Source organism: Burkholderia sp. AU45388 (assembly GCF_030481585.1).
GTDB classification, from domain to species: Bacteria; Pseudomonadota; Gammaproteobacteria; order Burkholderiales; family Burkholderiaceae; genus Burkholderia; species Burkholderia sola.
In genome coordinates, this window is sequence record NZ_JAUJPV010000001.1 from 631,122 (window position 1) to 644,289 (window position 13,168).

11 protein-coding genes are annotated in these 13,168 nt (G+C 67.4%); 6 read left to right on the forward strand and 5 right to left on the reverse strand.

What is annotated here, in order from left to right; genetic code table 11:
- Positions 1–404: 404 nt before the first annotated feature.
- From yjfF to QZM72_RS02875, 4 genes are read right to left on the reverse strand one after another with little or no spacing between them, the layout of a single operon-like run.
- Positions 405–1,493: a galactofuranose ABC transporter, permease protein YjfF gene (yjfF, locus tag QZM72_RS02860; protein ID WP_089471501.1), complete on the reverse strand. Its 1,089-nt coding sequence runs from the start codon at positions 1,491–1,493 to the stop codon at positions 405–407.
- A complete protein-coding gene (locus QZM72_RS02865) occupies positions 1,490–2,533 on the reverse strand; it encodes an ABC transporter permease (protein ID WP_089471502.1) in 1,044 nt (347 codons plus the stop codon). Before QZM72_RS02865 ends, yjfF begins: the two co-directional genes overlap by 4 nt.
- Positions 2,530–4,044 carry a sugar ABC transporter ATP-binding protein gene (locus QZM72_RS02870; protein WP_089471503.1) on the reverse strand — a complete coding sequence of 505 codons (1,515 nt, stop codon included), beginning with the start codon at positions 4,042–4,044 and terminating at the stop codon, positions 2,530–2,532. The genes QZM72_RS02865 and QZM72_RS02870 overlap by 4 nt, the downstream gene beginning before the upstream one ends.
- Before the next feature lie 56 nt (positions 4,045–4,100).
- The gene (locus tag QZM72_RS02875) at positions 4,101–5,063 is read right to left on the reverse strand and encodes an ABC transporter substrate-binding protein (RefSeq protein ID WP_089471504.1); all 963 of its coding nucleotides are present in this window, start codon (positions 5,061–5,063) and stop codon (positions 4,101–4,103) included.
- 370 nt (positions 5,064–5,433) lie between these two features.
- On the opposite strand from QZM72_RS02875, the gene QZM72_RS02880 reads away from it, so the two are divergent.
- Both QZM72_RS02880 and proP read left to right on the forward strand, forming a co-directional pair.
- Positions 5,434–6,462, forward strand: a complete 1,029-nt coding sequence (locus QZM72_RS02880; protein ID WP_089471505.1) for a DNA topoisomerase IB — start codon at positions 5,434–5,436, stop codon at positions 6,460–6,462.
- Positions 6,463–6,734: 272 nt separating this feature from the next.
- Positions 6,735–8,204 (forward strand): glycine betaine/L-proline transporter ProP, encoded by a 1,470-nt coding sequence (gene proP / locus QZM72_RS02885; protein ID WP_301737092.1) that lies wholly within the window; start codon positions 6,735–6,737, stop codon positions 8,202–8,204.
- 139 nt (positions 8,205–8,343) lie between these two features.
- Here proP and QZM72_RS02890 read toward each other — a convergent pair whose 3' ends face one another.
- Positions 8,344–8,577: a flagellar transcriptional regulator FlhD gene (locus QZM72_RS02890; RefSeq protein ID WP_301737093.1), complete on the reverse strand. Its 234-nt coding sequence runs from the start codon at positions 8,575–8,577 to the stop codon at positions 8,344–8,346.
- Between the two features lie 357 nt (positions 8,578–8,934).
- On the opposite strand from QZM72_RS02890, the gene galU reads away from it, so the two are divergent.
- From galU to QZM72_RS02910, 4 genes are all read left to right on the forward strand, one after another.
- Entirely contained in the window at positions 8,935–9,819 is an 885-nt protein-coding gene (gene galU / locus QZM72_RS02895; RefSeq protein ID WP_089471508.1) for a UTP--glucose-1-phosphate uridylyltransferase GalU, read from the forward strand.
- Positions 9,820–9,842: 23 nt separating this feature from the next.
- A complete protein-coding gene (locus tag QZM72_RS02900; RefSeq protein WP_301737236.1) occupies positions 9,843–10,430 on the forward strand; it encodes a phosphatase PAP2 family protein in 588 nt (195 codons plus the stop codon).
- 339 nt (positions 10,431–10,769) lie between these two features.
- Positions 10,770–11,963 (forward strand): hypothetical protein, encoded by a 1,194-nt coding sequence (locus tag QZM72_RS02905; protein WP_301737094.1) that lies wholly within the window; start codon positions 10,770–10,772, stop codon positions 11,961–11,963.
- Between the two features lie 62 nt (positions 11,964–12,025).
- Positions 12,026–13,162, forward strand: coding sequence for a sialidase family protein (locus tag QZM72_RS02910; protein ID WP_301737237.1), 1,137 nt, complete (start codon positions 12,026–12,028; stop codon positions 13,160–13,162).
- Positions 13,163–13,168: the final 6 nt, after the last annotated feature.

Consider the following 13,168-nt stretch of genomic DNA (forward strand, 5'->3'; position numbering starts at 1 on the left):
GATTTTCGGAAAAAACCGGCTATTCACCGCACGGCCCCGGCATCGAATGAATCGATCCGATTTACTTGGCGATTTTCTTCTCGCTCGACGCCTTGCACCGACTCCAACCCGTCATTTCGCGCTTCAACTCGTAGATCTGAAAATCTCGCGCGTTATGACGTCTTCACTACCCTCGTGCCCGTTACTCTTTTGTTACCGACTTCCCAACATCCGGGAACGCCATCATTCGATGTGACATCGAATGTCGGCTGCCATGAAAGCGACGGCAACGACAATCTTCGTGACAACCGGAAGCGGTGAAAAAAGCCGATTCCAGCCGTACCGTTGCCAGTGTGCGGACGTTCGTCCAGACAAACCTTTCCGCAGCGGAAAACCCTTTTCCGGAATAGCGCTGGACGATTGCGCTACGACCGCCGCATCGTCGATACCAGCCCGATGTCCTGCTCGGGCGGTGCCCGGCGCGCGGGGGCGGGAGCCTGCGTCGGCCGCCGCGCGCCGAGCCCCGTGCCACCGGTGCGGCGCCGCGTCGCGTGCCGTTCGATCACCCGCTGCAGCACGCAGAACACGCACAGCAGCGCGCCGATCACGATCCGCGTCCACCACGAACTCAGCGTACCGTCGAACGTGATCAGCACCTGGATCGTGCCGAGGATGCCGACGCCGAACACCGAACCGATCACGTAGCCCACGCCGCCCGTCAGCAGCGTGCCGCCGATCACGGTCGCGGCGATCGCGTCGAGTTCCATCCCCTGCGCCTGCAGTCCGTAGCCCGACAGCACGTAGAGCGTGAACACCACGCCGCCGAGCGCCGAACAGAAGCCGCTCAGCGCATAGACGCCGATCTTCGTGCGCGCGACCGGCAAGCCCATCAGCAGCGCGGAGCGTTCGTTGCCGCCGACCGCATACACGTTGCGGCCGAAGCGCGTGAAATGCGCGACGTAGATCGCGACGGCCAGCGTCGCGAGCGCGATCAGCGCACCGGCGCTCAGCATGCCGCTTCCGACCGGCACGCTGATGCCCGCAATCGCATGGAACACCGGCTCGTTGATCGTGATCGACTGCGTCGTGATCAGGAAGCACGCACCGCGCGCGAGAAACATCCCGGCGAGCGTGACGATGAACGGCTGCAGCTTGAAGTAGTGGATCAGCGCGCCCATCGCCGCGCCGTACAGCGCGCCGAACGCGAGCACGAGCGGCACGATCACCCACACGGGCCAGTGCAGCCGTTCGGCGCCGACCGCGCAGAATATCGTTGTCAGCGCAACGACCGAGCCGACCGACAGGTCGATGCCGCCCGACACGATCACGAACGTCATCCCGATCGCGACGATCAGCAGGAACGCGTTGTCGACGAGCAGCCCGGTCAGCACCTGCATCGAGAAAAAGCCCGTGTACATCACGGACCCGAAGCCGAACAGCGCGGCGAACAGCACGATCGTCACGACGATCGGCAGCGTGCGCGGATCGGCGAGGCGGCCAAGGAAACGGGTCATCGCGGCGTCGCTCCGGTGGTGGTGGCGCGCGATCGCGCGGAAGGCAGCAGCCGCGACGCGTGCCGGACCAGCAGCGCGCGCGCCGCGTCCGACTGGATCAGCGTCACGACGATCACGACGACCGCCTTGACGACGAGCGTCGCCTCCGGCGGCACGCCGATCGAATAGGTCGTATAGGTGAGCGTCTGGATGATCAGCGCGCCGAGCACCGAACCCGCGAGGCTGAAGCGGCCGCCGAGCAGCGACGTGCCGCCGAGCGTGACCGCGAGGATCGCGTCGAGTTCGAGCAGCAGCCCCGCGTTGTTGCCGTCGGCGCTGCGCACGTTCGAACTCGCGAGGATGCCCGCGAGCGCCGACATCACGCCCGAGCACAGATACACGCCGAATACGACCGCGCCGGCGCGCAGCCCGACGAGCCGTGTCGCGACCGGGTTCACGCCGATCGCGCGAATGAACAGCCCGAGCGCCGTGCGGTTCACCAGCAGCGCGATCGCGCCGATCGTCGCCAGCGCGATCCACACCGCGCACGGCACGGTCGCGAGATAGCCGCCGCCGAGCGCGAGGTAGCCCGGCGCGCCGATCGGGATGATCTGGCCGCCCGTCAGCAGTTGCGCGACGCCGCGCCCGGCCACCATCAGGATCAGCGTCGCGATGATCGGCTGCATTCCGACGAACGCGACGAGCAGCCCGTTCCACGCACCGGCCAGCAGCCCGACGCCGAGCGCGGCGGCCAGCGCCGTGCCGACTTGCGACGGATCCGCCGCGAGCACGCTCGCGGCCGCCGCGCCGGCGATCGCGACGATCGCGCCGACCGAGATGTCGATGCCGCGCGTCGCGATCACGAGCGTCATGCCGAGCGACACGATCACGAGCGGCGCCGCGCGGTTCAGGATGTCGATCGGCGCGCCGAACAGATGGCCGTCGAGCAGCACGATCGACAGGAAGCCCGGACGATGCGCGACGTCCAGCGCGAACAGCAGCGCGAGCGTCAGCACCGGCCACGCGAGCGAATGACGAAACAGCGTGCGTAGCCACGTCATGACTGGCCTCCTGCGATCAACCGGTAAACCTGCTCCTCGGACGCATCGGCGCCGCTCAGCTCCGCGACCTTGCGGCGGTCGCGCAGCACCGCGATCCGGTGGCTCACGCGCACGACCTCGCCGATCTCCGACGAGATGAACAGGATCGCGAGCCCCTGCGCGCACAGCGCCAGCACGCGCTCCATGATGTCGAACTTCGCGGCGACGTCGATGCCGCGCGTCGGCTCGTCGAGAATCAGCAGCTTCGGGTCCGTCGCGAGCCAGCGCGCGAGCAGCACCTTCTGCTGGTTGCCGCCCGACAGCAGCCCGATCGGCTGCTCCGCGTCGCGCGCCTTGATGCCGAGCCGGGCGATGTACGTGTCGGCGATCTCGCGCTGTCGCGCCCGCCCGATCAGCCGCCACCAGCCGCGCCGCGCCTGCAGCGCGAGAATGACGTTCTCGCGGATCGACAGCGCGGCGACGATGCCCTCCTTCTTGCGGTCTTCCGGGCAGTACGCGATGCCGTTGCGCACCGCGTCGTGCGGCGACGCGAGCCGCTTGCGCGCGCCGTCGATCTCGATCGCGCCGGTATCCGGGCGCGCGGCGGCGAACGCCAGTTGCGCGGTTTCGGTGCGGCCCGAGCCGAGCAGCCCGGCCAGCCCGACGATCTCGCCGGGGCGCACGTCGAGATCGAGCGCGCTCATCATTCCGCGCCGGCCGACCTGCTGCATCGACAGGAACGGCGCGGTGGTCGCGGTGTCATGCTCGACCGCCGCGGCGCCCGCCTGCAGCGTGTCGGACATGCGCTCGCGGCCGGTCATCTTCGCGACCAGCACGTCGACCGGCAGGTCGCGCGCGAGATACTCGCCTTCGCGCTCGCCGTTGCGCATCACGGTGATCCGGTCGGACACCGCATAGGTCTGCTCGAGAAAATGCGTGACGAACAGGATCGCGATACCCGACGCCTTCAGCCGGCGCAGCACGTCGAACAACCGCGCGACCTCGCCGTCGTCGAGGCTCGAGGTCGGTTCGTCGAGAATCAGCACGCGTGCGTCGACCGACACCGCGCGCGCGATCGCGACCATCTGCTGCACCGCGATCGGATACGAATCGAGCGAACGCGTGACATCGAGCGCCAGATCGAGTTCGGCGAGCGCGTCGCGCGCCCGTGCGTGGATCGTTTTCCAGTCGATCGCGCCGCGCCGCATCGGCTGCCGGCCCGCGAAGATGTTCTCCGCGACCGACAGGTTCGCGCACAGATTCACTTCCTGGTAGAGCGTCTGGATCCCGGCCGCCTCGGCCTCGCGCGGCGCGGCGAAATTCACCGGCGCGCCGCCGACCCGAATCTCGCCCGCATCGTGCGCGTGCACGCCGGTGAGCACGTTGATCAGCGTCGACTTGCCCGCGCCGTTCTGGCCCATCAGCGCGTGGATCTCGCCCGGAAACAACCGGAAGTCCACGCGCTGCAACGCGCTGACGCCCGGAAACGACTTGTCGATGCCGATCATCTCGACCACCGGCGGACTCTGCATGCATCCTCCCTCGAAGCGTCGCCGGGCGGCCGCGAGGCCGCCGCCCGGCGGACGGGTCAGTACTTGCGGGTCGGCAGCACCTGCGCCGCGACGTTCATCGGGAACACCGTCTCGTTGGTCACGATGCGCTTGGGCAACTGCTTGCCGGCGACCACGTCCTTCACCGCGGTCATCAGCTGCGGGCCGAGCAGCGGGCTGCATTCGACGTCGACGTTGATCTTGCCCGCGACCATCGCCTCGAAGCCGCCCTTGGTCGCGTCGAACGACACGACGCTCACGTCCTTGCCGGGCTTGATGCCGGCCTCTTCCATCGCCTGGATCGCGCCGAGCGCCATGTCGTCGTTGTGCGCGTAGACGACGTTGATCTGCTTGCCGTAGGTCTTCGCGAACGCTTCCATCACCTGCTTGCCGCCGGCGAGCGTGAAGTCGCCGCTCTGCGACGCGATCACCTTGAATTTCGGATTGTTCTTGATCACTTCGAGCAGGCCCGCGCGGCGATCGTTGGCCGGCGCGGAGCCGACCGTGCCCTGCAGCTCGACGATGTTGATCGGGCCGGCGTCGTTCTTGTAGCGCTCTTCGAGCCAGTGGCCCGCGCGCCGCCCTTCCTCGAGGAAGTCGGAACCGATCATCGTCACGTACAGCGACGGATCCTTCACGTCGACGCCGCGATCGGTCAGGATCACAGGGATATGCGCGGCCTTCGCTTCGGTCAGCACCGGCTCCCAGCCCGATTCGACGACCGGCGAGAACGCGATCACGTCGACCTTCTGCGCGATGAACGAGCGGATCGCGCGAATCTGGTTCTCCTGCTTCTGCTGCGCGTCCGAGAATTTCAGGTTGATGCCGGCGTCCTTCGCCGCGCTCTTCACCGATACGGTGTTCGCGGTGCGCCATGCGCTTTCCGCGCCGACCTGCGAGAACCCGAGCGTGATCGGCTTTTGCTGCGCGTGCGCGCCGCCTGCCAGCACCGTCGCCGCGGCGACGATCGCGCCGGCCGCCAGCTTCCTGATGAATGTCATGGTCCGTCTCCGATGATGTCGTTGTGTGCCGCGGCGCTGTTGTGTTTCTGCGTGGCGCTGGCGCGGATCGGGCTGCGCCGGCCGGCGTGTCCTGCCGGCGCGGTATACATGCCCCGCATCAGTCTAGGAACAAGTCCGATAACCTTCCAATGAAATATTGGATTCGGCCGATGTCGGAATCGGCATACGTATAAACACCTAAACGGGCGAACCAAGCCGGGCGGTGCAGCGCACGGTTCTTGCTCCGTCGCAATGGCTGTTCGCGCCCCATGTCAGGCGCCCGCCCTTCACGCGAACCCAAGGAGACAAGCATGATCGCTGCCCGTGAGCGCGGGTCGCCGCGCACCGCCGCCAGCCGGCCCGTCGCGACATGAAGCGGCCCGCTTCGAGCGCCGCCGGGCCGCTGCGCCACGTCGACGACCGCCGCCCCGGCTATACGCGCCGGCCGCTGCGCAACGGCTTCGCGTATTACGGGCCGGATGGCGCGCGACTGCGCGATGCCGACGAAATCGCCCGCATCGACGCGCTGGCGATTCCCCCCGCGTACACCGACGTGTGGATCTGCATGGACCCGCGCGGCCATCTTCAGGCGACGGGCCGCGACGCGCGCGGCCGCAAGCAATATCGCTATCACCCGCTGTGGCGGGAAACGCGCGACGCGAACAAGTACGCGCGGATGGCCGCGTTCGCGCGGGCGCTGCCGCGCATCCGCGCACGCGTCACGCGCGATCTGGCGCTGCCCGGCATGCCGCGCGACAAGGTCGTCGCGACGATCGTCCGCTTGCTCGACACGACGCTCGCGCGGATCGGCAACGCGGAATATGCGCGCGAAAACGGCTCGTACGGGCTGACGACGCTGCGCAAGCGCCATTTGAAGATCCAGCCCGGCCAGGTGCGGCTGCGCTTCGCCGGCAAGAGCGGGATCGAACACGACGTGACGGTCGACGACGCGCGGGTCGCGCGGATCGTACGGCGCTGCGCGGAGCTGCCCGGGCATGAGCTGTTCCAGTATGTGGACGACGACGGCGTACGCCATCCGGTCGGGTCGTCCGACGTGAACGACTACCTGCGCGAGGCCGGCGGCGCCGATTTCACCGCGAAGGATTATCGGACCTGGGCCGGCAGCGTGCATGCGCTCGGTTTGCTGCGGCGCATCGAGCATCGCGGCGTCACGCACGCGCGCAAGCAGATCGTCGAGACCGTGCGCGCGGTGGCCGAGCTGCTGCGCAACACGCCAGCCGTGTGCCGGCGCTGCTACATCCATCCGGCCGTGCTCGACGCGTTCGAGGCCGGCACGCTCGCCGCGCTCGCGGTCCGGCGTACGCCGCGGGGCTTGCGAGCGGATGAAGCGGCGTTCGTGGCGTTGCTGGTATCCGCGGGCCGGCGCACGGCGCGGTGACTGTCCACGCCGCTTCCGCCCGCCGGGGCGCAACCGGCGCCGCTTCCCCGCGTGTCGTTTACCACCGGGTTCCGGGCGCATGACCGATAGCCGCTCGCGCTCGTTTCTCTAAACTGGTTCGCACAACACACCTGCCCGGTGTCGTCCGCTGCGCGCGTCACGCCACCGGCATCGCGGCACCCCCGAGATATCCGCCTTCGCTGTCCGTCGGCCCGCACGCCCCCGCTGCATTCCCGCCGGCCGCGCCGCCAAGGCCATTCCAGGAGAGATCATTGAGTTCATCGCAAGCGCGCCCCGCGAAAACCCGGTCTTCGCGCCAGTCCATCAAGCTGGATGACGTCACGATCGTCGACCCCGCCGTCCTCAAGCGCGCGGTCGGCGCGATGGCGTTCGGCAACGCGATGGAATGGTTCGACTTCGGCGTCTACAGCTACATCGCCGTCACGCTCGGCAAGGTGTTCTTCCCGTCCAGCAACCCGTCCGCGCAGTTGCTCGCAACCTTCGGCACGTTCGCCGCCGCGTTCCTCGTGCGCCCGCTCGGCGGCATGGTGTTCGGCCCGCTCGGTGACCGCATCGGCCGCCAGCGCGTGCTCGCCGCCACGATGATCATGATGGCCGTCGGCACCTTCGCGATCGGACTGATCCCGAGCTATGCGTCGATCGGCATCATGGCTCCGATCCTGCTGCTCGTCGCCCGCCTCGTGCAGGGCTTCTCGACCGGCGGCGAATACGGCGGCGCGGCCACCTTCATCGCCGAGTTCGCGACCGACAGGCGCCGCGGCTTCATGGGCAGTTTCCTCGAATTCGGCACGCTGATCGGCTATACGCTCGGCGCGGCGACGGTTGCGCTGCTGACGGCCACGCTGTCGCAGGAAGCGCTGCTGTCGTGGGGCTGGCGCGTGCCGTTCTTCATCGCCGGCCCGCTCGGCCTCGTGGGTCTCTACGTGCGGCTCAAGCTCGAGGAAACGCCGGCATTCAAGAAGGAGACCGAAGCACGCGAAGCGGACGAGCGCGCGCGGCCGAAGCAGCGCTTCGCGACGCTGCTCGTCGAACAGTGGAAGCCGCTGCTGCAATGCGTCGGCCTCGTGCTGATCTTCAACGTGACCGACTACATGGCGCTGTCGTACCTGCCGAGCTACCTGTCGGCGACGCTGCACGTGCGCGAATCGCACGGCCTCTTCATGGTGCTGCTCGTGATGGTGCTGATGATGCCGATGACGCTGTACGCCGGGCACCTGTCCGACAAGGTCGGCCGCAAGCCGGTGATGATGGCCGGCTGCGTGGGCCTGCTCGTGCTGTCGGTGCCGGCGCTGATGCTGATCCGCACCGGCGGCATGCTGCCGATCTTCGGCGGGATGCTGATCTACGGCATCCTGCTGTCGACGTTCACGGGCGTGATGCCGTCGGCGCTGCCCGCCCTCTTCCCCACGCGGATCCGCTACGGCGCGCTCGCGATCGGCTTCAACGTGTCGGTGTCGCTGTTCGGCGGCACGACGCCGCTCGTCACCGCGTGGCTGGTCGATCGCACCGGCGACCTGATGATGCCCGCGTACTACCTGATGGGCGCATCGTTCATCGGCATCGTGTCGGTGCTCGCGCTGCGCGAGACCGCGCGCCAGCCGCTGCCCGGCTCCGGGCCGTGCGTCTCGAGCCGCGCGGAAGCGTTGAGCCTCGTGCGCGGCGGCGCCGACGAAGCCCGTGTGCGCGACCGCAAGTTCACGCCGGTCAGCGAGCGCGCGTAACGCGGGTCGAGGCGACGCCGCGCGGCTTGCGCGGGCGTCGCCGTTCGCGCGACCCGTTCGAACGGGCAACGGGATTGCCGCGAGCCATCCGCTTGAACGGCGCGAGTCGAACGCCCGTTCGAGAAAACCGGACAACGCGTCATGCGCGGCCCGGCGCGTTGTCGGCGCGAAATTCGCAGACGAGTTCGCCGCCCACCGCGATTTCGTCGATCTGATCGGCGGTGAGCGAGACGATCGTCGCCGCACTTTCATCCGAGATGCCCAATTGCCGCTTGCCCTGCTCGTAATGGACCCGCAGCATGCGCTGGGCCAGCACGAGATACGCGCGATTGAATTCCGCGATTTCGTCGAAGATATCGCCCTGTTCGGTCATGACCGCTCCTGAGCCGACGGCGGATCTTGCCGGGCCGCGCGCGGCGCCGTGACCGGCCGTGCAGTAGTGAATGCCTGAATCTATGTCAGGCGACGCGCATCATGCGGACAATTCCTAGATCGCATCCGACATACGCGAAATCGGCGCTTGCAAAGCGATGATTCGCGGTTCGTCGCTGTCGGATTCAGCCTAGATTCGGTCACCCCCGGAAAGCGGAACACCCCTACGATTTTCGGACGGCGCGCGGGCCCGTTTGCGCGAGCGACGCGGGACCGTGCAAACGACGATGGCATTCGCGCATCGTCACCCTCTCGGCATCGTCGATGCCGGAACCCGAACGAGTGGAATCCGAAAACCATGTTGAAAGTGACGAAAGCCGTCTTTCCGGTCGCCGGTCTCGGCACGCGATTTCTGCCTGCGACGAAAGCCAGCCCGAAGGAAATGCTGCCGGTCGTGGACAAGCCGCTGATTCAATATGCGGTCGAGGAGGCGATCGACGCCGGCATCACCGAAATGATTTTCGTGACCGGCCGCAGCAAGCGCGCGATCGAAGACCACTTCGACAAATCCTACGAGATCGAAGCCGAGCTCGAGGCACGCGGCAAGGAAAAGCTGCTGTCGCTGGTTCGCAGCATCAAGCCGAACCACGTGGACTGCTTCTACGTTCGCCAGGCCGAAGCACTGGGGCTCGGCCACGCCGTGCTATGCGCGGAGAAGCTGGTCGGCAACCAGCCGTTCGCCGTGATCCTCGCGGACGATCTGCTCGACGGTCCGACGCCCGTGTTGCGCCAGATGATCGACGTGTTCGATCACTATCACGCGTCGGTGATCGGCGTGGAGGAAATCGCACCCGAAGCCTCGACGTCGTACGGCGTGATCGACGGCAAGCGCTGGGAGGACAACCTGTTCAAGGTGTCCGGAATCGTCGAGAAGCCGGCGCCGGCGAACGCGCCGTCGAATTTCGGCGTGGTGGGGCGTTACGTGCTGAAGCCGAAGGTGTTCGAGCATCTGCGCGCGCTGCGGCCCGGCGCGGGCGGCGAACTGCAACTGACGGACGCGATCCAGTCGCTGCTGACGGACGAACAGGTGCTGGCCCATCGCTACGACGGCACGCGTTTCGATTGCGGCAGCAAGCTCGGGTATCTGAAGGCGACGGTCGAGTTCGCGCTGCGGCACCCGGAAGTGGCTGCGGACTTCGAAAGCTATCTGGCCGCGCGCATGTCGACGCTACTGGCCGCCTGAGCAGCCGCGTGACGAACCCGTTCATGTGGACGGCCGTCAGCGATCTCGGCGACGCGGCGATGACGCTGCCGCTCGCGCTCGTGTGTATCGGCTGGTTGACGTGCTCGGCCGCCGGGCGCCGTCACGCGGTGTCATGGGCTGTGATGCTCGCGGCCGGCATGGCGCTGGTCGGCGCCACGAAGATGCTGTACGCCGGCTGCGGGATCCAGATCCGCGCGATCGATTTCCGCGTGATCAGCGGGCACACGATGCTCGCATCGGCGGTCTGGCCGATGACATGCGTGCTGGCGCTGAGCGGCGGAACGCCGTTGCGGGCGACCACGTCGCTGTCGCTCGGGCTCGCGCTCGGCGCGCTGATCGGCGTGGCACGCGTGTTCGACGACGCGCACACGCCGGCGGAAGTCGTCGCCGGCTGGCTCGTCGGCTCGGCGGTCGCGCTGGCGTTCGTGTGGCGGCATGGGGCGCCGCGTGTCGATGCGCGGTATCGCGCGCTCGTTGCCGGGTCGCTATTGGCCGTGTCGGCCGTCGCCTATGGTCGACACGCGCCGATCCAGGCGGCGATCGATAATTATTCGCCGTTTCTGTGCGGGCGGTTCGCGCTGCGGCCCTGATCGCCGGGATCGCGCGGTCGGACCATGCGGCACGGTGCGGTGCGATATTGCCGGGGCGGCCGCTCGCCGCCGCGGGCTCCAGGCCCGCTTCGTCGCCCCGCCGGAAAAAGACGGAATGCCGCCCGGATCGGACAACGCCGCTCGCCCGGCCGTCCAATCGTCTATGCTTGATCGCCGGAATCGAGTCGTCCCGAACGACGGCCCCGTATTCCGCGCGCGAACCGGCGAGCACGCCATCCCTGCCCGACAGGCGCCTTGCCCGCGTCGCGACGCATCTCGCCGTACGGCGCCGGAACGGCCGGCGCGTGGCGAATCCGGAGTCTCCGATCGGGCGCACGCATGTCGACCTTGCTCTTTTCAGCCAGCGTACTGTTCTTCTCCCTCAACGCATTCAGCGTACGGGCAACCTTCGCCGCCTATTTCCTGCTCTGCGCGCTCGCCTTTCTTCGCGCGCCGACGCTGATGAAGCGGCAGCGGCACCTGTTTCCCGTCTGTGCGTACTGGCTGATCAGCACCTGCGTCGCGTTCATCCTGTCCGCGTTCGGCGATTTCTACGTGAACTTCTACGTCAAGTTCGTGCTGATCCAGACGTATATCGCGCTGTGCTACTGGATGTTTGCCGGCGGCGTGCTCACGCGGGATACGCTCGACACCGCATGCCGGACGCTCATCTACGTCCACGCCGCGTTCTTCACGTTTCAGCTCGTCTATTACCTGGGCACCGGCACCTTCATCGACTTCGACAGCTACGTGCGCGAAGCCGACTCCGAAGCGCTCTACGCCACCAAGGCGCTGACCGACAGCCTGATTTCGATCCGTGCGCTCGGCCTGTATTCCGAGCCGTCGTTCTATGCGATGACGGTCGTGCCGAGCGCGGTGATCCTGCTGCTGTCGCAGCGGCGCATGACGCTCGCACCCGCGGTCGGGTTCGCGACGGCGCTGCTCAGCTTCTCGGTCGCGTCGATGGCCGTGTGCGCCGCGTTGTGCGGGCTGCACGTGCTCATCGGGCGCGGCCGGCTGCGGACCCGGATCGCCGTCGTCGTCGTCGCGCTCGCCTGCGTGCCCTGGCTTTACAGCGTATACGACCAGCGGGTGAACCAGTCTGTCGACTACGACGCGGTCGGCAGCCGTACGCTCGTGCTGACCGAGCTGACGGAGCGCGACGTCGTGGCGGGCGTGTTCGGCGGCGGCCTCTTCTGGGACGAGCGCAACAACGTCGGCAAAACGCACCTGCGCGGCTATCAGGTGCGGGACAGCTCGTTCTACATCTACCTCGTGTTCGCAGCGGGCGTCGCCGGTTTCGTCGTGTTCTTCGGTACGCTGGTCATGCTGTTTCGCCGCAAGGGCCGACGCAAATATCTGCTCTATCTGCTGCCGATCCTGCTGTTCAAATATCACGTGCTCTATGGCATGCTCTGGCTCACCATTCTGCTGTTCGTCGTGCTGGCCGACCAGGATGCGCCGCAACGGCGCGCGGTCGCCCGCCCGCTTCCCACCCTGTCCGGCGACGAGCCCGTCGCGCATCCGACATGACATCACTCCGACATGCGTCGATGTTTCGCACATTGAAACGATCGCTTATCGCGGCGCTGTGCATGACCTGCGCGATGACGGCAGCGAACGCCGACTCCGTGCCCGCACCGCCCGGCGAAGTCATCGCGCACAGTCCGGCCGCGACGCGCGTGTATCTCGGCTCCCCGTCGCTCGCCCTGCTGCCGAACGGCGACTACGTCGCGAGCTTCGACACGTTCGGCGCCGCCTCGGCACAGAACCGCGTGTCCGTCTTCACGTCGCACGACAAGGGCGCGACGTGGTCGAGGCTCGCCGACGTGCCGAATCAGTACTGGTCGTCGCTGTTCGTGCTGAACGGCGCGCTATACCTGATGGGCACCGACCGCTCGATGGGCACGCCGTCGATTCGCCGCTCCGACGACGACGGCGCGTCGTGGACCACGCCGGTCGATGCGTCCACCGGTCTGTTGCCGTATCCCGGGCACTTCATCACCGGGCCGGTGCCGGTGCTCGTCGATCGCGGGCGCGTGTGGCGCGCGTATGAAAGCGTCGACGGCGGCGACCTGCGCGCGATGGTATTGTCCGCCCCCGCCGATCGCGATCTGCTCGACGCGCGCAACTGGCGCATGTCCGCGCATCTGCCGTCGGACAAACGCTGGCTCGACGGCAAATTCCAGTCTTGGGAAGAAGGCAATGTCGTCGGCAGGCCAGGCGCCGCACCCGTCGTCGTGCTGCGCGTGAATACGACGAACGGTCCGGAGAAGGCCGCTCTGGTGACGACGAGCGACGACGGCCGAACGCTGTCGTTCGACCCGACGCGCGATTTCGTCGACCTGCCCGGTGCGGGCAAGAAGTTCACGATCCGCTTCGATCCCCAGTCGAAGCAATACTGGACGATCACGAACGCGGTTCCGAAGAGCGTCGGGCCGATGAACCTCGAGCGCGTGCGCAACACGCTGGTGCTGCTGTCGTCGCCCGATCTTCGGCGGTGGACCGCGCGGCGCATCCTGCTGCAACACGCAGACACGAAGCGGCACGGCTTCCAGTACGTCGACTGGCAATTCGACGGCACCGACCTCGTTGCCGTGCTCCGCGTCGCGTTCGACGACCCGGAGGGCGGCGCGGCCAGCCAGCACGACTCGAATTTCATCACGTTCCTGCGCGTACGCCGGTTCCGCGACAACGCCGCATCCAGTGCGCTGACGCAAAGCCTGCAGTAGCCCGAG

Coding starts and splice junctions, on each gene's coding strand:
- yjfF (WP_089471501.1), bottom strand. CDS start 1,493: ATGACCCGTTTCCTTGGCCGCCTCGCCGATCCGCGCACGCTGCCGATC.
- QZM72_RS02865 (WP_089471502.1), bottom strand. CDS start 2,533: ATGACGTGGCTACGCACGCTGTTTCGTCATTCGCTCGCGTGGCCGGTG.
- QZM72_RS02870 (WP_089471503.1), bottom strand. CDS start 4,044: ATGCAGAGTCCGCCGGTGGTCGAGATGATCGGCATCGACAAGTCGTTT.
- QZM72_RS02875 (WP_089471504.1), bottom strand. CDS start 5,063: ATGACATTCATCAGGAAGCTGGCGGCCGGCGCGATCGTCGCCGCGGCG.
- QZM72_RS02880 (WP_089471505.1), top strand. CDS start 5,434: ATGAAGCGGCCCGCTTCGAGCGCCGCCGGGCCGCTGCGCCACGTCGAC.
- QZM72_RS02890 (WP_301737093.1), bottom strand. CDS start 8,577: ATGACCGAACAGGGCGATATCTTCGACGAAATCGCGGAATTCAATCGC.
- galU (WP_089471508.1), top strand. CDS start 8,935: ATGTTGAAAGTGACGAAAGCCGTCTTTCCGGTCGCCGGTCTCGGCACG.
- QZM72_RS02900 (WP_301737236.1), top strand. CDS start 9,843: ATGTGGACGGCCGTCAGCGATCTCGGCGACGCGGCGATGACGCTGCCG.
- QZM72_RS02905 (WP_301737094.1), top strand. CDS start 10,770: ATGTCGACCTTGCTCTTTTCAGCCAGCGTACTGTTCTTCTCCCTCAAC.
- QZM72_RS02910 (WP_301737237.1), top strand. CDS start 12,026: ATGACCTGCGCGATGACGGCAGCGAACGCCGACTCCGTGCCCGCACCG.